This is a genomic window from Achromobacter sp. ISS7, from assembly GCF_056523125.1.
This window is the reverse complement of sequence record NZ_JAWRZD010000001.1, coordinates 1501539-1524407: the sequence shown is the minus strand read 5'-3', so window position 1 is coordinate 1524407 and position 22869 is coordinate 1501539. Positions and strand designations below refer to the sequence as shown.

21 protein-coding genes and 1 pseudogene are annotated in these 22869 nt (G+C 68.3%); 6 read left to right on the top strand and 16 right to left on the bottom strand.

Features of this window, described 5'->3' with window-relative positions; translation table 11 throughout:
- Positions 1-34: 34 nt before the first annotated feature.
- The 13 genes and pseudogenes from AC1HFW_RS07095 to AC1HFW_RS07035 all read right to left on the bottom strand — a co-directional run bounded on the left by AC1HFW_RS07095 (position 35) and on the right by AC1HFW_RS07035 (position 13427).
- Positions 35-742: an ABC transporter ATP-binding protein gene (locus AC1HFW_RS07095; RefSeq protein ID WP_006394744.1), complete on the bottom strand. Its 708-nt coding sequence runs from the start codon at positions 740-742 to the stop codon at positions 35-37.
- A 4-nt stretch (positions 743-746) separates the two neighbouring features.
- Entirely contained in the window at positions 747-1469 is a 723-nt protein-coding gene (locus tag AC1HFW_RS07090) for an ABC transporter ATP-binding protein (RefSeq protein ID WP_054502654.1), read from the bottom strand.
- Complete coding sequence (locus AC1HFW_RS07085; RefSeq protein ID WP_054477404.1) at positions 1450-2439, bottom strand: branched-chain amino acid ABC transporter permease; 990 nt, start codon at positions 2437-2439, stop codon at positions 1450-1452. The genes AC1HFW_RS07090 and AC1HFW_RS07085 overlap by 20 nt, the downstream gene beginning before the upstream one ends.
- Position 2440: 1 nt before the next feature.
- On the bottom strand, positions 2441-3292 hold the full coding sequence (locus AC1HFW_RS07080; RefSeq protein WP_116521538.1) for a branched-chain amino acid ABC transporter permease: 852 nt from the start codon (positions 3290-3292) through the stop codon (positions 2441-2443).
- Positions 3293-3337: 45 nt separating this feature from the next.
- Positions 3338-4588, bottom strand: a pseudogene (locus tag AC1HFW_RS07075) (ABC transporter substrate-binding protein).
- A 295-nt stretch (positions 4589-4883) separates the two neighbouring features.
- A complete protein-coding gene (locus tag AC1HFW_RS07070; RefSeq protein WP_061074340.1) occupies positions 4884-5690 on the bottom strand; it encodes a putative hydro-lyase in 807 nt (268 codons plus the stop codon).
- 101 nt (positions 5691-5791) lie between these two features.
- Positions 5792-6703 carry a LysR family transcriptional regulator gene (locus AC1HFW_RS07065; RefSeq protein WP_061071383.1) on the bottom strand — a complete coding sequence of 304 codons (912 nt, stop codon included), beginning with the start codon at positions 6701-6703 and terminating at the stop codon, positions 5792-5794.
- A gap of 175 nt (positions 6704-6878) precedes the next feature.
- Complete coding sequence (locus tag AC1HFW_RS07060; protein ID WP_479282427.1) at positions 6879-8225, bottom strand: amidase; 1347 nt, start codon at positions 8223-8225, stop codon at positions 6879-6881.
- Positions 8226-8319: 94 nt separating this feature from the next.
- A complete protein-coding gene (locus AC1HFW_RS07055; RefSeq protein ID WP_116521534.1) occupies positions 8320-9003 on the bottom strand; it encodes a DUF2848 domain-containing protein in 684 nt (227 codons plus the stop codon).
- 78 nt (positions 9004-9081) lie between these two features.
- Positions 9082-10365 (bottom strand): TRAP transporter large permease, encoded by a 1284-nt coding sequence (locus AC1HFW_RS07050; protein ID WP_241073941.1) that lies wholly within the window; start codon positions 10363-10365, stop codon positions 9082-9084.
- Positions 10362-10982 (bottom strand): TRAP transporter small permease subunit, encoded by a 621-nt coding sequence (locus AC1HFW_RS07045; protein ID WP_006394734.1) that lies wholly within the window; start codon positions 10980-10982, stop codon positions 10362-10364. Before AC1HFW_RS07045 ends, AC1HFW_RS07050 begins: the two co-directional genes overlap by 4 nt.
- A 79-nt stretch (positions 10983-11061) precedes the next feature.
- A complete protein-coding gene (locus tag AC1HFW_RS07040) occupies positions 11062-12108 on the bottom strand; it encodes a TRAP transporter substrate-binding protein (RefSeq protein WP_006394733.1) in 1047 nt (348 codons plus the stop codon).
- Positions 12109-12521: 413 nt separating this feature from the next.
- Complete coding sequence (locus tag AC1HFW_RS07035; protein WP_006394732.1) at positions 12522-13427, bottom strand: LysR family transcriptional regulator; 906 nt, start codon at positions 13425-13427, stop codon at positions 12522-12524.
- Positions 13428-13514: 87 nt separating this feature from the next.
- Here AC1HFW_RS07035 and AC1HFW_RS07030 point away from each other — a divergent pair, with 87 nt between their 5' ends.
- Both AC1HFW_RS07030 and fabV read left to right on the top strand, forming a co-directional pair.
- Positions 13515-14450 (top strand): DMT family transporter, encoded by a 936-nt coding sequence (locus AC1HFW_RS07030; RefSeq protein ID WP_006394731.1) that lies wholly within the window; start codon positions 13515-13517, stop codon positions 14448-14450.
- Positions 14451-14565: 115 nt separating this feature from the next.
- Entirely contained in the window at positions 14566-15762 is a 1197-nt protein-coding gene (fabV, locus tag AC1HFW_RS07025) for an enoyl-ACP reductase FabV (RefSeq protein ID WP_479282426.1), read from the top strand.
- Positions 15763-15805: 43 nt separating this feature from the next.
- Here the strand turns inward: fabV and serB are convergent, their stop codons facing one another.
- A complete protein-coding gene (gene serB / locus AC1HFW_RS07020) occupies positions 15806-16531 on the bottom strand; it encodes a phosphoserine phosphatase SerB (protein WP_006394729.1) in 726 nt (241 codons plus the stop codon).
- 11 nt (positions 16532-16542) lie between these two features.
- A complete protein-coding gene (locus AC1HFW_RS07015; RefSeq protein WP_479282424.1) occupies positions 16543-17451 on the bottom strand; it encodes a LysR substrate-binding domain-containing protein in 909 nt (302 codons plus the stop codon).
- Positions 17452-17693: 242 nt separating this feature from the next.
- On the opposite strand from AC1HFW_RS07015, the gene AC1HFW_RS07010 reads away from it, so the two are divergent.
- From AC1HFW_RS07010 to AC1HFW_RS07000, 3 genes are read left to right on the top strand one after another with little or no spacing between them, the layout of a single operon-like run.
- Entirely contained in the window at positions 17694-18770 is a 1077-nt protein-coding gene (locus tag AC1HFW_RS07010) for an ABC transporter ATP-binding protein (RefSeq protein ID WP_479282423.1), read from the top strand.
- A gap of 13 nt (positions 18771-18783) precedes the next feature.
- Positions 18784-20430, top strand: coding sequence for an ABC transporter permease (locus tag AC1HFW_RS07005; RefSeq protein WP_006388177.1), 1647 nt, complete (start codon positions 18784-18786; stop codon positions 20428-20430).
- Between the two features lie 22 nt (positions 20431-20452).
- On the top strand, positions 20453-21436 hold the full coding sequence (locus AC1HFW_RS07000) for an ABC transporter substrate-binding protein (RefSeq protein ID WP_479282421.1): 984 nt from the start codon (positions 20453-20455) through the stop codon (positions 21434-21436).
- 94 nt (positions 21437-21530) lie between these two features.
- Here the strand turns inward: AC1HFW_RS07000 and AC1HFW_RS06995 are convergent, their stop codons facing one another.
- Positions 21531-22202, bottom strand: a complete 672-nt coding sequence (locus AC1HFW_RS06995; RefSeq protein ID WP_006394723.1) for an ABC transporter ATP-binding protein — start codon at positions 22200-22202, stop codon at positions 21531-21533.
- Between AC1HFW_RS06995 and AC1HFW_RS06990 the strand changes: the two genes are divergently transcribed.
- Positions 22201-22860, top strand: a complete 660-nt coding sequence (locus AC1HFW_RS06990; RefSeq protein ID WP_006394722.1) for an arylesterase — start codon at positions 22201-22203, stop codon at positions 22858-22860. The genes AC1HFW_RS06995 and AC1HFW_RS06990 overlap by 2 nt on opposite strands.
- Positions 22861-22869: the final 9 nt, after the last annotated feature.

The following is a 22869-nucleotide window of genomic DNA, read 5'->3' as shown; positions in this document are numbered from 1 at the left end:
TTTTTTTCGTCCGGCGAGGACACCGGTCGGCGGGCTACATCCCCAGATACGCCTTGCGCACCTCGTCCGACGCCGCCAGCTCGGCCGCATCACCCGACAGCGCGATGCGGGCGCTCTGCATCACGTAGGCGCGCGACGCCACTTCCAGCGCCTGCGTCATGTTCTGCTCGACCAGCAGCACCGACAGGCCGTCGTCGCGGTTCAGCGCGGCCAGGGCGTCGAACACCTGCTCGACCAGCAGCGGCGACAGGCCCAGGCTGGGCTCGTCGATCAGCAGCAGCCGCGGCCCGCTCATCAGGGCGCGGCCGATCGCCAGCATCTGCCGTTCGCCGCCGGACATGGTGCCGGCGAGCTGCTCCCGGCGCTCTTTCAGGCGCGGAAACAGCGCGTAGACCTTGTCCAGCCGCTCTTGGTAGACGCGTTCGTCGCGCACGGTGTACGCCCCCAGCCGCAGGTTCTGCTCGACCGGCTGGCGCGCGAACACCCGCGCGCCCTCCGGAATCATGGCGATGCCCTGCTTGACCAGCTGGTCCGGCGGTGTTCCCGTGATGTCGCGTCCTTCGAAGACGACGCGGCCTTCCTTGGGCTTGACCGAGCCGATGATGGCCAGCAGCGTGCTGGACTTGCCGGCGCCGTTGGCGCCCAGCAGCGCGGCGATTTCCCCCTGGCGCACTTCCAGCGACACGTCGCGCACGGCCTGCACGCCGCCATAGGCCACGCTCAGGTTGTCGACCTTCAACATCACGTCAGGCACGGTGCTTCCTCCCCAGATAAGCCTCGATCACGGCGGGATGGCGCACGATGTCCTGGGGCGCCCCTTCCGCGATCATCTGGCCAAAGTTCAACACCAGCACCCGTTGCGCCAGCCGCATCACCACCTCCAGCACGTGCTCGACGATGATCAGCGTGACCCCGGCGGCGTGGATGCCGCGCAGGATCTCCGCCAGCGCGATGGCCTCGGCCGGATTGAGGCCGCCGGCCACTTCGTCCAGCAGCAGCATGCGCGGTTCGGTCGCCAGCGCGCGCGCCAGCTCGACCCGCTTCTGCCCCGCCACGTTCAATTCGGCCGCCAGCGTGTCGGCGCGATCGGCCAGCCCCACCAGCTCCAGCACCCGCGCCGAGGCGCGGCGCGCGTCCGGCAGGCGCGGATGGCGCAGCAGCGCGCCAACCATGGCGTTCTCCAGCACCGTCATCTGGCCGAAGCTGCGCGGGATCTGGTAGGTGCGCACCAGGCCCATCGCCGCGACCTGCTCCGGCCGCCGGCCGATCATGGACTCGCCGGCGAACGCCACCGTGCCCGAGGTCGGCTCGTGATGGCCCACCAGGCCGTTGAACAGCGTGCTCTTGCCCGCGCCGTTGGGGCCGATGATGGCGACGATCTCGCCCGCCTCGACCGACAGCGAAATGTCCTTGTTGGCGACCAGGCCGCCGAAGCGCTTGGTCAGGTTCTTAACGTCGAGCAGAGCCACGGCGCCTCCTCAATGTCACCAGACCGCCTGGCAGGAACAAGGTGACGAGCAGGATCGCCAACCCGAAAATCAGCAGGTCCAGGCCCAGGCCCGAACTGCCCCACAGCACCCGCGTGCCTTCCGACAGCGGCAGCAGCACCGCCGCGCCCAGCCACGGGCCGACCAGCGTGCCGACGCCGCCCAGGATGGCCACCAGCACCACCTGCACCGACATCGTCAGGCTGAACATCGATTCGGGATCGATGAAACCCACGTACATGGCGAAGAAGCCGCCCCACACCCCGGTCATGCCGGCCGACATCACGAACGCCAGCATCTTGTAGCGGTCCGCCGGCACGCCCAGGCTGCGCGAAGCCGCCTCGTCGCCGTTGATGGCGCGCCAGTAGAAGCCGGTCTTGGAATGCACCAGGAAGTACGTGGCGCAGAAGGTCAGGAACGCCAGCCCCACCGCGATCCAGTAGTACGGCACCTTGCTGCGGAACAGCAGCATCCAGGCGGCGTCGCCGATCGGCGCCTCCAGCCCGACGGCGCCGCCGGCCCAATCCCAGTTGATCATCAGCAGCAGCCCGATCTGCAGCAGCGCGATGGTGGCCATGGCGAAATAGTGGCCGGACAGGCGCAGCGTCGGCCCGCCCACCAGCCAGGCCAGCGCCGCGCTGATCAGGCCGCCCAGCGGAATGCCGAGCAGCGGCGTCAGCTTCAGGTGATGCAGCAGCAGCAGCGTGGTGTAGCCGCCGACGCCCACGAACACCGCGTGGCCGAACGAGATGCGCCCGAGAAAACCGCCCACCAGGTTCCAGCACGCGCCCAGCGCGCCGAACATGATGGCCAGCAGCAGCACCTGCAGCGTGAACGAGTCGGTCACCACCAGCGGCACCAGCGCAAGCAGCACCGCCGCCGCCAGCGCCACGGCCACCGGCCACTTCGGCACGCCCGAGGCCGCGCCGTCCTTTTTCTGTGTCGTCGTCATGTCACCACCGCCCGAACAGGCCGCGTGGCCGATACCAGAGAACCAGGATGAAGAGGATGAAGACGCTGACCGTCTTCAGCGCGGGCGCCACGAAGTAGCCCGTCATGGCCTCGATGATCCCGATCAGGATGCCGGCGATGAAGGCGCCCGGCAGCGAGCCGAAGCCGCCCATGCAGACCGCCACGAAGGCCAGCAGGCCGAACACCGTGCCCACCGAGGGAAACACGTAGAAGAACGTGGTCAGCAGCGCGCCGGCCAGGCCGACCGCGGCGCTGCCCAGCATCCAGACCTGGGCGTTGACGCGGTCCGGCGAAATGCCGACCAGCGCCGCCACCTGGCGGTCTTCGGCCACCGCCTGCAGCGCATGGCCCCAGCGCGTGCGGTACACCAGCACGAACAGCGCGGCCACCACCACCAGCGCGATCAGGCCGGTCACCACCTGCGGACGGCCCAGCGAGATGCCGGCCACCGTGACGCTGCCGGACACCAAGGTGTCGGGCAGGCTGCGGTAGTCCGGGCTGAAGGCGATGAACGCCAGTTGCCGCAGCACCAGGCCCAGGCCGAACGTGGCCAGGATCACCGCCATGGCGGGACCTTTCTGCAGGCGCCTGATGATCAGCGCATAAGTGAGGAAACCGACGAAGGCGAGCACGATGGCGACCAGGGGCGCCGATAGCGTGGGGTCGATGTGGCCCAGGGTGTAGAGCCAATAGGCGGCATACATGCCGAGCATCAGGAATTCGCCATGGGCGAAGTTGATGACGTCGGTGATGCCCCATATCAGCGCCAGCCCCACAGCCACCGCGGCATAGATCAGGCCGTTGAACAGGCCTGCCGAGAGAGCTTCAAACATGGAGTGCTCCTGTGGCGGGCCCCCGCGGCCCGCCACGGCTGATGATTACTTCCAGGAGAACGGCAGCGTGGGCAGCGTCTTGTCGGTGCGGTACTTTTCCGGCCACACCGTCTGGTAGGACGAGCCCTTCAGTTCCAGGATCAGGCCCGAACCCTTGGTGTTCTGGCCCTTGTCATCGAACTTCACGCCGGCCCAGGGCATGGCCACTTGCGACTCGCCCAGGTCGGTGGCCGCCAGCGCCTTGCGGATCGCTTCCGGATCGGTGGAGCCGGCGCGGTTGATGGCGTCGGCCAGCACCAGCACGCCTTGCATCGAACGGGCGTTGTTGCCGTTCAGGTCCTTGCCGGTCTTGGCCTTGTACATGTCGTTGATCTTCTACAGGCCGGCCTTGGCGGCGGCCACGTCGTTGCCCCAGACGTCGCGCGTCAGCACGCCCTGCACCTGCGGGCCCACTTCCTGCACGAAGCGCGAGTCGATGAAGCCGGCGTCGTTGGCCAGCAGCACCGGCGGCGCGTACTTGCTTTCGCGCATGGTGCGCACGAACAGCATGGCGTCCGAGGTGTAGCTGGCGAAGATCGCCACGTCGGGCTTGGCCGCGGCCAGCTTCTGCACTTCGGCGGTGACCGAGGCCGAGCCGGCGCTGTAGGCGATGTTGGCCACCACTTCGCGCTTGTACTGCTTGGCGAACTTCTCGACCGCCTTGTAGGTGTTGACGCCGAAGTCCGTGTTCTCGTACACCACCGCGATCTTGGCGGTGGGCGTGCCCTTCACGCCGTCCAGGAACTGCATCATGTTCTCGACGAAGGTATCGTCGTTGGGCGAGGTGCGGAAGAACCACTTGTAGCCGCGCTCGGTCAGGTCCGGGCTGCTGGACTCGCCGTTCAGGTAGGGAATGCCGCGCTGCTCGGCGATGCGGCTGGCGGTCTTGGTGACGGCCGACTGGTAGGCGCCGGTCAGGGCCACCACTTTTTCCTGGTCGATCAGGCGCTGCGCGTCGGCCAGGCCGACTTCGGGCTTGCCCTGCGAATCGCCGAACACGACCTCGATCTTGGCGCCGCCCAGCGCCGGCAACCCGGCGCCCGCGGCCAGCGGGATCCCTTCGAGTTCGGGATGCGGGTTATTGACGATATCCACGGCCAGTTCGACCGCGGCCTTGATTTCGGCGCCGGTGGACGCCAGCGCGCCGGACAGGGGATAGATCGCGCCGATTTTCACGGTCTTGACCTGCGCCTGCGTCGGCGCGGCGGCCAACAGCGCCAGACTCGCGGCGACACCCGCAATGAGCTTCATCTTCATTACCAGACTCCTGGAGAAATTCCACTGTGAAAGCAATGCAAAATGCGGGGCGTGCGGCCCCGGGCCCGGAAAATCCGGGCCTGCGGCGACCCGCCACCCGTCGCTAGTCCGGCGGGCGGTGGATCTTGAACTTTTGTCGCCTTTTCCCCTTGTCCTGTCATGGATCTTTCTGGAGGCAAAACCAAAGCTGCTGACGCGTCCGGCTGCGGACGCTTTGTAACGGTGCTGCTATTGCGTGAAGACTGTGATTTCTAGCGGTTTTCCGCTGACGGTTGACTGAGAATCGAAGCGCGGCCTACAGGATGGCCATGCGGCTGTTGACCAGGTCGGTGACCAGCATGTGCCCGGGCGCGTGGGTGATGCAGAAATCGGGGCGCACGGCGGCCACCACCGATTGCGGCGTCACGCCGCAGGCCCAGAACACCGGCATCTCGCCGGCGCGGATCTCCACCGCGTCACCATAGTCCGGCCGATCGATATCGGCAATCCCGATCAATGCCGGGTCGCCGATGTGCACCGGCGCGCCGTGCACCGAGGGAAAACGCGATGTCACCTGGATGGCGCGGATGGCATCGGCGGCCTTCAGGGGCCGCATCGACACCACCAGCGGGCCGCCGAAGACACCGGCGGCGTGGGTCGGGATATTGGTGCGGTACATCGGCACGTTGCAGCCCTGCTCGATGTGGCGCACCGGCAGGCCGTTGTCCAGCATCGCTTCCTCGAACGAGAACGAGCAGCCGATCAGGAACGACACCAGGTCGTCGCGCCACAGGTCGCGCACGTCGGTGGGCTCGGCCACGAGCTCGCCGTTGTGCCAGACGCGGTAGCGCGGAATGTCGCTGCGGATGTCGATGTCCTGGCCCAGGTCGGGCAAGGACGGATCGCCCGGCTCGGACATGGCCAGCAACGGGCACGGCTTGGGATTGCGTTGGCAGAAATGCAGGAAATCCGCCGCCAGCGCGCGCGGCAGGATCGCCAGGTTGGCCTGCACGTGCCCCGGCGCCAGGTTGGCCGTGGGGCCGGTCAGTTTGCCGCTGCGGGCGTCGAGCCTTGCGCGACGCGCCAGTTCCACGCTGTTGCGGGCCGCCGAATCCAATGCCATGTCCATTCCCCTGAAGCCAGTGTTGGTATGGAGACATTGCACAGGAACTCGGGGCCCGCGTCTAATCACATGTTGCGATAGACCCCGATCAGAATTCCTTATCAGGGTTTTGCCGGATGGCGCAGCGCTTCTTCTCGCGCAATGTGCTGGGCGGCCTCGGCCACGGTGCGCGGCACCTGGCTGTCGGGGCCCTGCATCCAGCAAGCGGTGTAGTGCAGCGGCGGCAGCGCTGGCGCCTTGACGTCCAGTATCCGCAGTTCGCCCTGGGTCAGTTCCTTGCGCAGGATGACCGGCGCGATCACGGCGGTGCCGATGCCGTCGAGCGCCATGCGCACGATCACGCTCAGCGCCGAGCTGCCGTACATGCGCGGCGCGTCCACGCCGGCCTGCTGCAGCAGCTGGCGCACCGCGCGGTGCGGATCGGTGGTGGACGAATAGGTGATGACCGGCCATTCCCCCAGCCGCTTCAGGCTGATGGGCTGGCGCCCCACCTTCAGCTTGGGGCTCGCAACCCAGCTGAGCGGGTAATTGCACAGGTACAGGTTCTCGATGCGCGGCTCTTCCATCGGCCCCAGGAGGAACGCCAGGTCGATCTGGCGCGAGGCGAGCTGGGTCTTGAGTACCGTGGTGGTGTCCACCTGGATCTCGACCATCAGCGCCGGATAGGTGTCGTGCAGGTATTCCATCAGCGTCGGCAGCCAGGTGTGCACGATGGTCTCGGACACGCCCAGCCTGAGGGTGCCGCTCATCACGCTCTTGGCGCGCGCCGCTTCCTGCATGTCGCGACGCAGTTGCAGCATGCGCTCGGCGTGCGACAGCAGTTCCTGGCCCTTGCCGGTGAGCTTGATGCCGCGCACGTCGCGGTCGAACAGGCGGATGCCCAGGTCCGACTCCAGCGACGCGATGCGCTGGGAAATCGCCGGCTGGGTGGCGTTGAGCTTTTCGGCCGCGGCGCGAAAGCCGCCCAGCGTGGCCACCCAGAAAAACGTCTCGATATTGCGCAGATCTATCATGGCGCCCGAATCCTGCCCCGTTGCGCGGCATGTCCAGCCCCGATGGTAGCGTCAGGGGGACGGTTCCGATATGGCGGAAAACACCGCCCTGCCCGCCTGCGCGGCGCCAAAACGGTCGCCCCTTGCCGGCCGCAGGCCGACGCGGGCCGCGACGGAGCGCGGCCCCGGCGCGGGCTCAGCCCGCCAGCATTTCCTCAACCGCCAGGCCGATGGCCAGGATGCGGCGGTCGGCGCCGTTGCTGCCGGCGATCATCAGGCCGACCGGCGCGCTGCCGGCGGCGTGGCAAGGCAGCGACAGCGCGCAGCCATCGAGGAAGTTGATCAGCGTGGGATTGCGCAGGATCAGGCCGTTGGCGGCGTAGTAGGCTTCATCCGAGGCCGTCAGGTCGGCCACGGCCGGCGCCACGATCGGCGTGGTCGGCAGGATCAGCGCGTCGTAGCCGGCGATGCGGCGGTCGACGGAGGCGACCCAGGCTTCGCGCGCGTCCAGCAGGTCCAGGTAATCGGCGGCGCCCATGTCCTTGCCGCGCATGATGCGCGACACCACGCGCGGATCGTAGCGCTTGCCGGCGCGGGCGATCAGGTCGCGGTGCCAGGCCCAGGCCTCGGCGGCGGTGAAGCCGCCCTTGGCGTTGATGCCGGCCAGTTCAGCGAATTCGGGGATGGCGATCTCGTCGACCAGGGCGCCAGCCGCGACCAGCCGCGCCACGGTGCGCGCGAACGTGTCGGACACGTGCTTGTCCATGGCGTCCAGCGCCAACGTCTTGGGCACCGCCAGGCGCAGGCCGCGCAGCGGCAGCGCGTCCGGCACCGGACCGCCCTCGCCCGACAGGATGGCGTCCAGCTCGGCGCAGCAGCGCACGCTGGCGGCGATCGGGCCGATGGAGTCCAGGTTGGCCGACAGCGGCAGCACGCCTTCCATCGACACGCGCCAGGCGCTGGGCTTGAAGCCGGTCAAGCCGCACAGCGCGGCCGGGATGCGCACCGAGCCGCCGGTGTCCGAGCCGATGGCGGCCACCGCCATGCCGTCGCTCACCGAGACCGCGGCGCCCGACGACGAACCGCCGGGGATGCGGCCGGTGGCGCGGTCCCACGGGTTCAGCGGGGTGCCGTAATGGGGGTTGATGCCCAGGCCCGAATAGGCGAATTCGGTCATGTTGGTGCGGCCGATGATAACCGCGCCGGCGGCGATCAGGCGCTGCACCACTTCGGCGTTGGCGTCGGCGGCGGGCTCGCCCTCGCGCGCCACCGAACCGGCCATGGTGGTCTCGCCCTCGATGTCGAACAGGTCCTTGATGCTGATCGGCAGGCCCTCGATGGCCGAACGCACGATGCCGGCGGCGCGCAGCATGTCCGAGGCGCGCGCCTGGGCCAGCGCCGATTCGGCGTACAGGCGGGTGAAGGCGCGGGCGCCCTCGCCGGCCGGATCCGCGGCGCGCGCCAGGGCGGCCTCGGTCAGTTCAACGGAAGTGGTGCGGCCGTCGTTCAGGGCGGCGGTCAGGTCGTTCAGGGTCGAAAGCATACGGTTCCAGGGGGCCGCGTGGCGGCATGAGAAAGTGTTGGACCGGCGCGCCCCGCCCGGGGCGCGTCATGGCAATCAGGGCGCCTGCCGGGCGTCAGGCCACCACCGGCAGGATCTCGACATGATACCGGTGGCGCAGGCTGCGTTGGCGGCGCGGATCGAACAGTTCCATGGTGAATTCGGCCGACGGGCGGATGCCGCCGATGGCGCCGACGGTGCCGCAGGTCATGCCCGCGCCTTCGGGCAGCGTCGCGGCGCCGCCGGTGTAGCCGGCGATCAGGTCCTGCGGCGTGCGCAGCGAAGCCAGCGGGCCCTCCTGGTACAGCACCTCGGCGCCGTTCTCCACGATGTACGAACGGATCACCAGTTCATCCCAGTAGTCGGCCACGTCGGCCAGGCGCCAGGCGCGCGTCGCCACCGGCTTGACGCAGACCTGCTTGGACATGGCCACGCTGACCGTCTCCAGCTTGCGGTCGGTGTGGTCCGAGGCGATGCTGACGTACATCTCGCCATCCGCCGAAAACACGAAGGTCTCGACCTCGCCCGACGAATCGCCGCCCACGGCCTGCACCCGTTCGGCCTGGGTCAGCTGGTTGTCGGCGATGCGGTAGTACAGCGGCACGCTGGTGGGACGCGGCACGCCGATGGCGGCCAGTTCCTCGATGTGGTGCTCGATGGCGGCGATGTCGCGGCCGGCCCAGCCCGCCACGATGAGGGTGTTGAAGTCCACCTCGACCTGGCGGGGGGAATCGGCTTCGATCTGGAATACGGCTTTCATGAAAAGTCCTGCGGAGGAAAACGGGGAAAAATGGGCGCGGCCGTCAGCCGCGCCCGCAACGGTTGCGGGACCGGCGCGCTAGCCGAACACCCGCGGCAGCCACAAGGCCAGGTCGGGCCACCACGCCAGCAGCGCCAGCATCACGAACATCGCCAGCACGAACGGCAGGCTGCCGGTGATCACGGCGCTCATCGAGCCGCTCTTGCGCAGGCTCTGCACCACGAACAGGTTCAGCCCCACCGGCGGCGTGATCAACGCGGCCTCGACCAGGATGATGATGATGATGCCGAGCCAGATCGGGTCGTAGCCCAGCGCGATCATGATGGGCGCGACGATGGGGATGGTCGTGATCATCATCGACAGCGTCTCCATGAAGCAGCCCAGCACCAGGTAGAACACGATCACGATCAGCAGCATCCAGCCCGGCGACAGGCCCAGCCCGGTGATGGACTGGGTCAGCGCGTCGGTCAGGCCGGTGGCCGACATGACGAAGTTCAGGAAGCTGGCGGCCACCACGATCAGCATGATCATCGCGGTCGAGCGCATGGTGCCTTCCATCGCCTCGCGCAGCATGGTCCAGGTCAGCCGGCGGAACCAGGCGGCCAGGATCAGGGCGCCCAGCACGCCCAGCGCGGCGGCCTCGGTCGGCGTGGCCAGGCCGGCGTAGATCGAGCCCACCACCAGCAGGAAGATGGCCATCGGCGGCGCCAGGTGCACCAGGCTGGCGAAGCGCTGGCCCCAGGTCGCCTGGATCTTCTTGCCGCCCCACGACGGCTTGGCCACGCAGGCGATCACCACCGTCAGCATGAACAGCGCCGCCATGGCGAAGCCCGGGATGATGCCGGCCAGGTACAGCTTGGGCACCGACGAGTTGGTCAGCACGCCGTAGATCACCAGGTTGATCGACGGCGGGATCAGGATGCCGAGCGTGCCGCCGGCGGCCAGGCTGCCCAGGAACAGCGGCTCGTTGTAGCCATACTTGCGGATCTGCGGAATCGCCACCGTGCCCACGGTCGCGGCGGTGGCCACGCTGGAGCCGGAAGTGGCCGAGAACAGCGTCGAAGCGCCGATGTTGGCGTGCATCAGGCCGCCCGGCAGCCACGACAGCCACAGGCTCATGGCGCCATACATGCGCTCGGCGAAGCCGGCCCGCAGCAGCACCTCGCCCAGCATGATGAACAGCGGGATGGCGACCAGCAGGAATTCGTTGTTGGTGCTCCAGGAGATTTCGCCGATCGCGCGCGACAGCGGCAGCATCGAGAACATCGGGTCCAGGATCAGGCCCAGCACCCCCAGGGCCGCGCCCACGGGGATCGACAGGCCGATCAGCACCAGCAGCAGAGTCAGGGCAGTGGCGATCATGCGGTGGCTCCCTTGACCATGCGCTCGCCGGCGGCGGCTTCTTCGTCGGCTTCTTCCTGCGCGGAACGGACGCCGCAGATTTCCTTGACCAGCTCGATGTCGCCCGTCACCAGCGCGGCCGAGGCGCGCGCCAGCATCAAGGCGACCGTGATGCACATCCAGGCCAGGCCCAGCAGCCACAAGCCTTGCGGAATCCACAGCGGCGTGGCCAGCGGCGTGTTGGCGGCCGACTTCTGCGCCCACGACATCTGCACCACTTCATAGGCGTAATAGGTCAGGAACACCATGAAGACCGCCAGGGCCACCATGGAAATCCAGTCCAGCACGGCCGACAGGCGCACCGGCAGCTTCTGGTAGAGCACGTCCACCCGCACGTTGGCGCGTTGCAGGGTGGCGAAGGCCAGCGCCCACGAGGTGCTGATGGCGAAGGCGTAGCTGGACAGTTCGTCCGCGCCGCCAGTGTTGAAGCCCAGGAACTTGCGGGCCAGCACGTCGAAGGAAATGAGCAGCACGCTGGCGATGGTCAGCGCGCCGCCCGCCCACACCGCGACGCGCGAGAATGTCTCGGCGCGACGCAGCAGCCCGCCCAGCAGGCGGAAGTGTTCGGTTCGGGTCATGGGAAAACCTCTGCGGCCGGATGCGGCCTCGATGATGAATCGCGGGCGCGCCGCCGCCAGCGGCGGCGCGCCGTCCTGCTTACTTGCTGGCGGTCACGCCCAGCGTCTTGCCGACGGTGGCGTTGAAGTCCTTGACGCACTGCGCCGAGCAACGCGCGGCCCACTTGGGCAGCACGGCTTCCTGCGTCACCTTCTTGAGCAGTTCGCGGTCGGCGTCCGACGGCTGCACCAGCACCATCTTGCCCTTGACCGGGAACGGGCACGCGGCCGCGCCGGTGTTGCAGTCATAGCCTTCCTGGGTCTGGCGCGCCGCGGCGTCCCAGATGTTGTCGACCAGCGTCTTGACGTTGGCCTGCAGGAAGGTGCGCACGTTCGGATCGAGCTTGTCCCAGGCCTTCTGGTTGACGGCGTGGATCTGCTGGTTCCAGTTGATCGGCAGCGCCACCAGGTGGGTCGAGACTTCGTACCACTTGGCCGAGTAGCCCGACAGCGAACCGGTGATGGCGCAATCGACCACCTTGTTCTGCAGCGCCGGCACCACTTCGCCGAACGCCATGGTGACGCTGGAGCCGCCCAGCGCTTCCACGAACTCGGCCGTGGTGCGGCTGCTGGTGCGGACCTTCTTGCCCTTGATGTCGGCCAGGCCCTTGATCTCGGCGTTGCAGAACAGCACCTGCGCCGGATAGGTCGAGATGCCCAGCAGCTTGACGTTGCTGCCCTCGCCGTAGAGGCGCGCATAGACCGGCTCGAAGGCGTTGGTCACCTCGCGCGCCGTCTTCACGTCCGGCGCCAGGCCGGCCAGGTCGATGGCTTCGTTGATCGGGTTGTCGCTGGCGAAGTACGACAGCGTGGCGGTGCCGAACTCGACCACGCCGGTCGACATCAGGCGCAGCAGCTCCGGGCCCTTCAGGCCCATTTCGTTGAAGCCCTTGATGTCCGCCGTGACCTGGCCCTTGGACAGTTCCGGGATGGTCTTGGTCCAGAACGGCTTTTCGTAATCGTTGTAGGCGGTCAGGTTGGACAGGCCGCCCACCACCTTGAGGTGGGTCTTGGGCAGGTCTTGCGCCTGGGCGGCGCCGGCCAACAGGCTGGCGGCGACGGCGGCGAGAGCGAGCGACTTCTTCATGGACGAAACTCCTGGCTGGCGGGATGGTCTGGCGCGCGCGGGTCCCCGTTACCTTGAGCGCGCGGGTAAGAATCGGTACGTCAGAGGAGCAAACGATTTCCCCCGGGGCCTGTCGAGGCAGGCGATCTTCTTGATGTGCCGCCATTGCAGCGTCAGGGGCGTCCAGCGTCCAATCGTAAGTTGCGATGTGGGGGTATAAATATTTCTTGGGTCTGCCTGCGCTCAACCGGCCGGTCGGCCGCAAAGCCAGCAACCATGCGGCCTGGCGCGATATTGGCAGGCTTGCGCAGAGGGCCTGCGGCGCAGGCCCGGGCCGCCGCGCGCGGCATCTGCTGGGGAAAACACCTAGGTGGCGGGGTGCGCCCGCCGCGTCCCCGGAACGCGCCGCAGGCGTCTTCGCGCCGACCGTCGAGCTAGGCTGGCGCGCCGTCGCCGGCCTGCGCCGCGACCTTCTGCGCCATCTGCGCGATCACGCGCACGGCATGGCTGTCCGGGCCCTGCACCCACGTCGCCGTGAAGCTCAGTTCGGGCAGCGGATCCGCGTCGACCTGCAGGATGCGCAGTTCGCCGCGCGCCAGTTCCTTGCCCAGGAACACCGGCGCGATGACGCTGGTGCCGATGCAGTCCTGCGTCATCCGCACCACCATCGACATCGAGGCGCTGCCGTACATGCGCGGCGAGACCACGCCGGCGCGCGTCAGCATGTCGCGCACCACGCGGTACGGCGCGCTGTTGGACGGATAGGTCACGATCGGCAGCCGCGCGATGCGCTCCAGCGTCAGGGGTTCGGGCCCCAGGTCCAGCAAGGGACTGGCGACCCAGGCCAGCGGATAGGTGCACAGCGGCAGGTTCTCGACCCGCGCCTCCAGCACCGGCCCCATCAGGAAGGCCAGGTCGATCTGCCGCGCCATCAGGTGCGAGCGCAGCACGTGCGTGGTGTCGACCTCGATCTCCAGCACCAGCGCCGGATACGAGGCGTGCACCAGCTCGATCAGCGTCGGCAGCCAGGTCTGCACGATGGTCTCGGCCACGCCGATGCGCACCGTGCCCGTCATCACGTTCTGCTCGCGCGCGGCCTCGAACATGTCGCGCCGCACCTGCAGCATGCGCTCGGCGTGCGACAGCAGTTCATGGCCCTTGCCGGTGAGCTTGACGCCGCGCGCGTCGCGCTCGAACAGGCGCACGCCCAGGTCGGCCTCGAGCGAGGCGATGCGTTGCGAGACCGCCGGCTGCGTGGTGTTGAGTTTGTCGGACGCGGCGCGAAAGCTGCCCAGCGTGGCGACCCAGAAAAACGTTTCTATATTGCGTAGTTCGATCATGAACCTTTCCCCCTGCCGCGATGAGCGTATCATGTCAGCCGCCCCGTGGCCCCGCCCACGGCCCCCTAGCGCACAAGGAGCCTGTCCATGTCCCCGGCCGATACCGGTCGCCCGCGTCCCGCCGCCAGCGGCCCGCTCGTCGGGATCCTGTTGCTGGTGCTGTCGATGTGGACGCTGTCCTGCCTGGACGCCAGCGGCAAATGGGTCATGAACGCGGGGGTGCCGCTGCTGGTGCTGTCGTGGTTCCGCTACGCCGTGCACCTGGTGCTGGTGCTGGCCCTGGTGCTGCCGACGCGCGGCATCGGCATCCTGCGCAGCAACAAGCCGCGCGAACAGCTCCTGCGCGGCGGCTCGATGTTCCTGGCCACGCTGATGTTCTTCACCACGCTCAGCTACATCCCCCAGGCCGAGGCCACCGCCATCAACTTCCTGGCGCCGCTGCTGGTGCTGTCGCTGGCGCCGTGGATCCTGAAGGAACCGGCGCGCATGTCGCGCTTCGTCGCCGCCGGCATCGCCTTCATCGGCGTCATCATCGTCATCCGGCCGGGCGGCGGCCTGCATCCGGTCGGCACCATTTTCGGCCTGCTGACGGCCTGTTGCTTCGCCGCCCAGTTCATCGCCACGCGCCGCGTGGCCGGCGACGACCCGTTCACCTCGCTGATCTGGAGCGGCGCGGTCGGCACCGGCTGCCTGACGCTGGCCCTGCCCTTCATCCTGCCGCCCGCCCTGCCGGTGCTGCAGGCGCTGACGCCGCTGGACTGGACCCTGTTGATCTCCACCGGCGTCACCGGCGGCCTGGGCCACCTGTTCCAGATCGCCGCCTACCGCCGCGCGCCGGCCTCGACGCTGGCGCCCTTCATCTACCTGCAGATCATCAGCGCCACCACGGTCGGCTGGCTGGTGTGGGACCACTTCCCCGATCCCCTGACCTGGCTCGGCATCGCCATCATCTGCGCCAGCGGCATCGGCATCGGCCTGGTGGAATGGCGCCGCGGCCGCGCCCGGGCCGCCGCCGCGGCCTGATCCGCGTCACGGAAAGGCTGCTCCGGCCGGCGGCCGGCGCGCGGGCTCCCGTACAATGCCGGGCGTCTCCCGCCTGCGCGCGGCACCCTCCCGGCTTTTCCAGAACGAGGTCTCCATGATCATCAAACCCCGCGTGCGCGGCTTCATCTGCGTCACCACCCATCCCGTCGGCTGCGAAGCCAACGTCAGGCAGCAGATCGACTACGTCCGCGCCCAGGGCCCGATCGCCGGGGGACCGAAGCGCGTGCTGGTGATCGGCGCGTCCACCGGCTACGGCCTGGCCGCCCGCATCAGCGCCGCCTTCGGCTGTGGCGCCCAGACCCTGGGCGTGTTCTTCGAGCGCCCCGGCGACGCCGCCAAGGCCGGCACCCCGGGCTGGTACAACAGCGCCGCCTTCGACAAGTTCGCCAGCGCCGAGGGCCTGTACGCCAAAAGCATCAACGGCGACGCTTTCTCCGACGCCATCAAGGCCCAGACCATCGCCGCCATCAAGCAGGACCTGGGCCAGGTCGACCAGGTGATCTACAGCCTGGCCGCGCCGCGCCGCACCCATCCGGTCAGCGGCACGGTGTTCAACTCGACCCTCAAGCCGGTCGGCCAGGCGGTCACGCTGCGCGGCCTGGACACCGACAAGGAAGTCATCAAGGAATCGGTGCTGGAACCGGCCACCCAGGAAGAGATCGACGCCACGGTGGCGGTGATGGGCGGCGAGGACTGGCAGATGTGGATCGACGCCCTGCTCGAGGCCGGCGTGCTGGCCGAGGGCGCCACCACCACCGCCTTCACCTACCTGGGCGAGAAGATCACCCACGACATCTACTGGAACGGTTCGATCGGCGCGGCCAAGAAGGACCTGGACCAGAAGGTGCTGGACATCCGCGCCAGGCTGGCCGCGCGCGGCGGCGACGCCCGCGTGTCGGTGCTGAAGGCGGTCGTGACGCAGGCCAGCTCGGCGATCCCGATGATGCCGCTGTACCTGTCGCTGCTGTTCAAGGTCATGAAGCAACACGGCACGCACGAAGGCTGTATCGAGCAGGTCTACGGCCTGTACCGCGACAGCCTGTGCGGCGCGGCGCCGATCCTGGACGACGAAGGCCGCCTGCGCGCCGACTACCCGGAACTGGACCCGGCCGTGCAGGCCGAAGTGCAGGCGCTATGGCCGCGGGTCACCCAGGCCAATCTCTACGAACTGACCGACTTCGCCGGCTACAAGCGCGATTTCCTGCGCCTGTTCGGGTTCGAGATCGACGGCGTCGACTACGAGGCCGACGTCGATCCGGACGTGAAGATCCCGGGCCTGATCAGCGCCTGAGGCCAGGGCGCGGCGGCTCGCCTGGCGCCGCCGCCCGGACGGTTCAGGTCGGCGCGCCGGCCCCGAACAGTTTCAACAGCTGGTCCAGCCCGCCCTGGTCGATCGCCACCCTGGCCTCGCGCCGCACCGCCGGCTTGGCGTGATACGCCACCGACAGCCCGGCCGTGCGCAGCATCGGCAGGTCGTTGGCGCCGTCGCCCACCGCGATGGCGCGCTCCGGCCCCACGCCCAGCGCCGCGCACACTTCCAGCAGCTTGCGGCGCTTTTCCTCGCCGTCGCACAGGTCGCCCCAGGCTTGCGGCAACAGGCGGCCGGTCAGCCGCCCATCGACGATCTCCAGCACGTTGGCGCGCACGTCGTCCAGCCCCAGGCGCACCCGCAGCCGGTCGGTGAAGCAGGTGAAGCCGCCCGTCACCAGCAGGCAGAACAGCCCGGCGGCCTTGCAGGCGGCGATCAGCGTCTCCACGCCCGGGTTGAGCGCCAGGCGCCGGTCGTAGACCTCGTCCAGCGCTTCGGCCGGCATGCCGGCCAGCAGCGCCACGCGCTGCCGCAGGCTCTGCTTGTAGTCGACGATCTCGCCGCGCATGGCGGCTTCCGTCAGCGCGGCCACCTCGGCCTTTTTCCCCATCAAATCGGCCATCTCGTCCAGCGTCTCGATGGCGATCAGGGTCGAGTCCATGTCGAAGGCGATGACCTTGTAGTCCGACAGCGCCAGCGGCGGCTCGATACCGCGCCAGTGCAGGCCGGCGTCGCTCTGGAAATCTTGCATGGGCAATCCTTCTATTGCTCGGGTAGCGGATGGCCGGCCTCGCGGCCCAGCCAGTCGATGAAATGGCGCGCCGCGGCCGCCGCCGGCGCGTCCGGGCGGAACAGCGCATGGACGCCGGCGTTGGGCAGGCGCGGCTGCAGGAACAGCGGCCACAGCCGGTCCGCGCGCAGGTCGTCCTGCAGCAGGCACCACGGCGCCAGGGCGATGCCCAGGTCGTTCATGGCGGCCTGCATGCACAGGAATTGATGATCGAACACCGGGCCGGGCAGCTGCGCCGGCACGTCCACCTTGGCCAGCGCGAACCAGCGCGGCCAGTGGTCCATGCCACCGGCCACTTTCAGCAAGGGATGCCCCAGGCAGTCGGCCGGCGTGGCCAGGCGGTTGCGCTCGATGAAGCGCGGCGAGGCTACCGGCACGTGGAAGTCGTCCAGGCAGTGCACGCAGCTCATCTCGGCGTGCGCCACGAAGCCATGGCGGATCAGCACGTCGCTGCCGGCCTCGTCGCCGCGGTCCAGGAACGAACGCCCCTGGGTGGTGAGCTGCACGTCAATGCCCGGATGCAGCGCCTGGAAGGCCGACAGCCGCGGAATCAGCCATTTCATCGTCAGCGACGGCGTGGCGCTGACGCGCAGCACGCCGCCATAGCCCGGCGAGCGCAGCTTGGCGGTGGCCGCCGCGATGCGCTCCAGGCTAGCCTGGACCTCGGGAAAATACGCTTGCGCGCACGGCAGCAGCGTGACGCCGCGGGCCTCGCGCGCGAACAGCGGCTGGCCGACGTAGTCCTCCAGGATGCGGATCTGCTGGCTGACCGCGCTGTGCGTGATGCTCAGCTCGTCGGCCGCCGCGGTGAAACTGCGCAGGCGCGCCGCGGCCTCGAATACCCGCAAGGCTTTCAGCGGCGGCAGGCTCGGGCCCGCCATCTCAGGCGACGCCCGCCCGTGCGCCATCCTGGCGCAAGGCATTGCTGCGTGTTCCCACGATTTCCCTTGTCATCTGTTTTTGCCGGCGCCGCGCGGGGCGTCGCCGTTGCTATGAGCCGCATTCTAGGGGATTGCGGCGCCGCCGACCTCTTAGAAAATCTAACGCCAGCCCTTAAAAAACACCGCTGGTCGCGGCGCGGCGCCGTTCCTATGATGCGCTCAATCCCAGGCAGGAACCATTCATGGCATCGATCACCGTAGACGGCATCATCAAGACATTCGGCGGCCAGCAGGTGCTGCGCGACCTGTCGCTGCACATCCCCGACGGCGCGTTCTACACGCTGCTGGGACCCAGCGGCTGCGGCAAGACCACCCTGCTGCGCTGCATCGCCGGCTTCTACGCGCCCGACGGCGGCCGCCTGCTGTTCGACCAGGACGACGTCACGCACGTGTCCGCGCACCGCCGCGACATCGGCATGGTGTTCCAGGACTACGCGCTGTTTCCCGACAAGACCGCGTTCGACAACGTCGCCTACGGCCTGCGCGCCCGCGGCGTGGCGCGCGTCGAGATCAAGCGGCGCGTCGACGAGGCGCTCGACAAGGTCGGCCTGGCGGCGCTGGCCGACCGCTACCCGGCGCAGATGAGCGGCGGCCAACGCCAGCGCGTGGCCCTGGCCCGCGCCCTGGTGATCCGGCCGCGCGTGCTGCTGATGGACGAGCCGCTGTCGAACCTGGACGCCAAGATGCGCCTGCAGATGCGCGACGTCATCCTCGACCTGGTGCGCGAAGCCGGCATCACTACCGTGTTCGTCACCCATGACCAGGAAGAAGCCCTGGCCATGTCCGACCGCATCGCCATCATGGACCATGGCAGCATCGCCCAGTTGGGCACGCCGGAAGACCTGTACGGCACCCCGGTCAACGCCTATGTGGCCGACTTCATCGGCTCGGCCAACGTGATCCCCGTGCCGGCGCGCGGCGGCCTGGCCGGCGCGCCCGCCGGCCACGTGCGCTACGAACTGTGCGGACTGGGCTTCGACGGCACTCTCGGCAGCGCCGCGCTGGCCGACCGCTCGGTGCTGATCGCGCGCCCCGAGGAACTGGCCCTGATGGCGCCCGCGCCCTACGTGCCCAACACCCTGCCCGGCAAGGTGCTGCGGCGCCAGTACCTGGGCTTCAAGACCGCCTACCGCATCGCGCTGCAGGACGGCTCGGAGATCCGCGTGGAACTGCACGCGGGCAACATGGTGGCGCAGTTCCAGCCCGGCGAGGCCGTGCAGGTGCTGATTCCCGCCGACAGCCGCGTCGTCAACGCCTGAGGACCGCCACGCCATGAAGATCAAATGGTGGCCCTGGGGCATCCTGACGGCAATCAGCCTGGCGCTGTTGCTGTTCTTCGTGCTGTATCCGCTGGCGGTGCTGTTCAGCAATAGCGTCACCGGCCAGGACGGCGGCTTCTCGCTGGAAGGCTTCCGCGCGCTGCTGGCCGACTCGCAATACCTGGAGGCCTTCGGCAACACGCTGGTGCTGGGGCTGGTGGTGACCACCTGCACCATCCTGGTGGGCGTGCCGTTCGCCTACATGGTGGCGCGCTACGACTTCCCGCTCAAGAACCTGGTGGCGATCCTGCCGGTGCTGACCATCGTCATTCCCGAGATCATCGTCGGCCAGTCGTGGCTGCTGGTGCTGGGCAACAACGGCATCCTGACCAACCTGCTGGGCGACGCGGGCATCTCGCTGCCGTCGTTCTACGGCTGGACCGGCATGGTGTTCTCGATGACGCTGGTCTACTACACCTACATCTACCTGGGCGTGCTGGCCGCGTTGCGCGGCTTCGACGGCCAGCTGGAGGAGGCCGGCCTGAGCCTGGGAACGCCGCCGCTGATGACGCAGCTGCGGGTGCTGGTGCCGGTGCTGCTGCCCGCGGTGCTGGTGAACGCGCTGGTGGTGTTCACGCTGGTGGTCGGCAACTTCGCGCTGGCGATGCTGCTGGGCAGCCGCGTGCCGCTGCTGTCGGTGATGACCTACAACACATTCGTCAGCGAAATGGGCGGCAGCCCGACGCTGCAGAGCGCCATGTCGGTGGTGTCGATCGCCATCGTCGCCATCGTGCTGTTCGTGCAGAAGCGCGTGGTCGAGCGCAAGGTCTACACCATGACCCAGGGCCGCGCGCCGGCGGCGCGCCGGGTGCGTTCCTGGCAGGCGATGCTGTACACCGGCGGCGTCGGCCTGGTGATCCTGCTGTCGCTGCTGCCGCTGATCGTGGTGTTCATCGCCGCCTTCACCAAGACCAGCGGGCCGGTGATGCACTGGGGCTCGTGGTCGCTGGCCAGCATGCAGCGCGCCCTGCACGGCGCGCCCGAGCCGATCCTGAATTCGCTCAAGTTCGCCTCGCTGGCCACCGTCACGGGCGTCGCCTTCGCGGTGCTGGTGAGCTACCTGACCATCAAGAAGCGCAGCGCCTTCACCCAGGTGCTGGACTACATCGTGGTGCTGCCGCTGACCATCTCGGGCACGGTGCTGGGCATCGCGCTGGTGCAGACCTTCAACACCGGCTGGCTGGTGCTGGCCGGCACCTCCGGCATCATGGTGCTGTGCTATGCGGTGCGGCGCCTGCCGTTCGCGGTGCGCAACGCCTCGTCGGTGCTGTTCAACATTCCCGACTCGATCGAGGAAGCCTCGATCAGCCTGGGCGTGTCGCCGCTGATGACCTTCTTCAAGGTGATCCTGCCGGCCATGAAGGCCTCGATCATCTCGGCCGCCATCCTGATGTGGCTGACCACGATTTCCGAGCTGTCGGCCTCGATCGTGGCCTATAGCGGCGGCCTCGAAACCATGCCGATCGCCATCTTCCGCCAGGTCGACGGCGGCCGCCTGGGCATGGCCTCGGCCTATGGCGCGGCGCTGGTCACGGTGATCGTGCTGCCCATCATCGTGTCGGTCAAGGCATTCCGCATCAAGCTGTTCTCCGGCAAATAACCCGCATCCACAAAGGCTCCCCATGCACCTCAAACACCTCCTGCAAACCGGCCTGCTGGCCGCCACCCTGGCCTCGGGCGCCGTGCACGCGCAGAACGTGGTCCTGTACTCGTCCAACAACACCGAGACGATCGAGACCGCGCTCGACGCCGTCAAGAAGAAGTCGCCCAAGCTGAACGTGCAGCCGGTCACCGGCGGCACCGGCACCATGATGAAGCGCATCGAGGCCGAGGCCCAGAACCCGCGCGGCGACTTGTTCTGGAGCGGCGGCTTCGGCACCCTGGGCGCCTACCGCCAGCACCTGCAGCCCTACCGCCCGGCCGACCTCGACAAGATCCCCACCGAGTTCCGCGGCCCGGACGACCTGTGGGTCGGCACCAACGTGCACATCATGGTGTTGATGGTCAACGAGCGCCAGTTGAAGGGCCTGGCGGCGCCGGCCACCTGGTCCGACCTGATGCAACCGCAATGGAAAGGCAAGTTCGCCATCACCGATCCGTCCAAGAGCGGCACCGCCTACATGCTGGTCTACGGCCTGTACAAGCAGTTCGGCCAGGAAGGCCTGGACAAGATCGCCGCCAACGCCGTGGTCACGGCCTCGTCGGGCACCACCTACAAGGGCGTGGCGGCCGGCGAATACGCGGTCGGCATGACGCTGGAATACGCCGCCCAGGAATACGTGGCCGGCGGCCAGAAGGAGATCAAGCTGGTCTACCCGACCGAAGGCAGCTACCTGGCGCCCGAAGGCATGTTCATCATCAAGGGCGCCAAGAACCTGGACGCCGCCAAGGCGCTGTACGACGGCCTGCTCAGCAAGGAATCGCAGGAAGCGCAACTGGTCAAGAACTTCCGCCGTCCGACCCGCAGCGACATCGCGGTGGCCAGCCTGACCACCCTGCCCGACTTCAGCAGCATCAAGATCTTCCCGGTCAGCCAGGACGCCGCCGCCAAGGAATACGAGGCCGTCGTCACCGCCTGGAACCAGGCCGTGGCCAAGGCCAAGTAAGGCCCGCGCCAAACAAGAACGCCACCTTCGGGTGGCGTTTTCGTTTCAGGCTTGTGTCCCGGGCTGGCGGCATTGGCCGCGCCCGGATGCCGCGTCAGGCCGCCATGCGGCCCGCCGCCAGCACCACCTGGCGGCCGCAACGCGCCGCCAGCTGCGGGTCGTGCGTCACCAGCACCAGGGTGGTGCCGTGCTCGCGGTGCAGGTCGAACATCAGGTCGATGACCGTCACCCCGGTGGCGGCGTCCAGGCTGCCGGTGGGTTCGTCGGCGAACAGCAGGTCGGGCTGCACCACGAAGGCGCGCGCCAGCGACACGCGCTGCTGCTCGCCGCCGGACAGGGTGCGCGGATAGTGATGCAGGCGCGCCCCCAGGCCGACGCGCTCGAGCATGGCCTGGGCCGCCTCGCGCGCCGGCTGGCCCGCCAGTTCCAGCGGCAGCATCACGTTTTCCAGCGCCGTCAGGTTCGGCAACAGCTGGAACGACTGGAACACGAACCCCACGTGATTGGCCCGCAGGCGCGCGCGGCCGTCCTCGTCCAGGGCGAACAGGTCCTGCCCGGCCAGGCGCACGCTGCCCTGGCTGGGAACATCCAGCCCGGCCAGCAGTCCCAGCAAAGTGGACTTGCCCGACCCGGAGCTGCCGGTGATGGCCACGGCGCTGCCCGCCGCCACCGTAAAATCGATGTCTTCCAGGATAGACAGCGTCCCGCCGGCATCGGCCACCCGCTTGCCCAGCCCTTTCACCTCGATCGAATTCTTGCTATCCATGCGCCTGATTCCCCTGATTCGCCGTTCACTACTGATATCCACGCTTGCCGCCGCCACCCTGGTGGCGCCCGCCCACGCTCAGACCGCCGCGGCGGCCCAGGGTTCCGCGCAGCGCACCGTGCTGGTGGTGGGCGACAGCCTGGCCGCCGAATACGGCATCAAGCGCGGCACCGGCTGGGTGCCGCTGCTGTCCGCGCGGCTTTCCGAACAATACCCGAAGTACAAGGTGGTGAACGCCAGCATCAGCGGCGACACCACCAGCGGCGGCGTCGCGCGCCTGCCGGCCCTGCTGCGCCAGCACGAGCCGGCGGTGGTGGTGCTGGAGCTGGGCTCGAACGACGCCCTGCGCGGGCTGCCGCTGAACATGACGGAGCAGAACCTGCGCACCATGGCGCAGGCCGCGCGCAAGGCCGAGGCCGACGTGGTCATCGTCGGCATGCAGATCCCGCCCAACTACGGCCGTGACTACACCCAGCGTTTCGCCCAGGTGTTCCCCACGGTCGCCAAAGACGAAAACGCCCGGCTCGTGCCCTTCCTGATGGAAGGTATCGCAACGAACCGGGCGATGTTCCAGGCCGACGGCATCCATCCGAACGAGGATGCGCAGGCCCAGTTACTGGACAATGTCTGGCCGGCATTGCGGCCCTTGCTGCAGTGACGCGGGCCT

What these genes read in the sequence shown, in the direction of transcription:
- AC1HFW_RS07085 (WP_054477404.1), bottom strand. Translation starts at nt 2,439, where the DNA reads ATGACGACGACACAGAAAAAGGACGGCGCGGCCTCGGGCGTGCCGAAG.
- AC1HFW_RS07080 (WP_116521538.1), bottom strand. Translation starts at nt 3,292, where the DNA reads ATGTTTGAAGCTCTCTCGGCAGGCCTGTTCAACGGCCTGATCTATGCC.
- AC1HFW_RS06990 (WP_006394722.1), top strand. Translation starts at nt 22,201, where the DNA reads ATGCGCCTGATTCCCCTGATTCGCCGTTCACTACTGATATCCACGCTT.
- AC1HFW_RS07005 (WP_006388177.1), top strand. Translation starts at nt 18,784, where the DNA reads ATGAAGATCAAATGGTGGCCCTGGGGCATCCTGACGGCAATCAGCCTG.
- AC1HFW_RS07055 (WP_116521534.1), bottom strand. Translation starts at nt 9,003, where the DNA reads ATGAAAGCCGTATTCCAGATCGAAGCCGATTCCCCCCGCCAGGTCGAG.
- fabV (WP_479282426.1), top strand. Translation starts at nt 14,566, where the DNA reads ATGATCATCAAACCCCGCGTGCGCGGCTTCATCTGCGTCACCACCCAT.
- AC1HFW_RS06995 (WP_006394723.1), bottom strand. Translation starts at nt 22,202, where the DNA reads ATGGATAGCAAGAATTCGATCGAGGTGAAAGGGCTGGGCAAGCGGGTG.
- AC1HFW_RS07065 (WP_061071383.1), bottom strand. Translation starts at nt 6,703, where the DNA reads ATGATAGATCTGCGCAATATCGAGACGTTTTTCTGGGTGGCCACGCTG.
- AC1HFW_RS07015 (WP_479282424.1), bottom strand. Translation starts at nt 17,451, where the DNA reads ATGGCGGGCCCGAGCCTGCCGCCGCTGAAAGCCTTGCGGGTATTCGAG.
- AC1HFW_RS07045 (WP_006394734.1), bottom strand. Translation starts at nt 10,982, where the DNA reads ATGACCCGAACCGAACACTTCCGCCTGCTGGGCGGGCTGCTGCGTCGC.
- AC1HFW_RS07050 (WP_241073941.1), bottom strand. Translation starts at nt 10,365, where the DNA reads ATGATCGCCACTGCCCTGACTCTGCTGCTGGTGCTGATCGGCCTGTCG.
- AC1HFW_RS07095 (WP_006394744.1), bottom strand. Translation starts at nt 742, where the DNA reads ATGTTGAAGGTCGACAACCTGAGCGTGGCCTATGGCGGCGTGCAGGCC.
- AC1HFW_RS07060 (WP_479282427.1), bottom strand. Translation starts at nt 8,225, where the DNA reads ATGCTTTCGACCCTGAACGACCTGACCGCCGCCCTGAACGACGGCCGC.
- AC1HFW_RS07070 (WP_061074340.1), bottom strand. Translation starts at nt 5,690, where the DNA reads ATGGCATTGGATTCGGCGGCCCGCAACAGCGTGGAACTGGCGCGTCGC.
- serB (WP_006394729.1), bottom strand. Translation starts at nt 16,531, where the DNA reads ATGCAAGATTTCCAGAGCGACGCCGGCCTGCACTGGCGCGGTATCGAG.
- AC1HFW_RS07030 (WP_006394731.1), top strand. Translation starts at nt 13,515, where the DNA reads ATGTCCCCGGCCGATACCGGTCGCCCGCGTCCCGCCGCCAGCGGCCCG.
- AC1HFW_RS07010 (WP_479282423.1), top strand. Translation starts at nt 17,694, where the DNA reads ATGGCATCGATCACCGTAGACGGCATCATCAAGACATTCGGCGGCCAG.
- AC1HFW_RS07000 (WP_479282421.1), top strand. Translation starts at nt 20,453, where the DNA reads ATGCACCTCAAACACCTCCTGCAAACCGGCCTGCTGGCCGCCACCCTG.
- AC1HFW_RS07035 (WP_006394732.1), bottom strand. Translation starts at nt 13,427, where the DNA reads ATGATCGAACTACGCAATATAGAAACGTTTTTCTGGGTCGCCACGCTG.
- AC1HFW_RS07040 (WP_006394733.1), bottom strand. Translation starts at nt 12,108, where the DNA reads ATGAAGAAGTCGCTCGCTCTCGCCGCCGTCGCCGCCAGCCTGTTGGCC.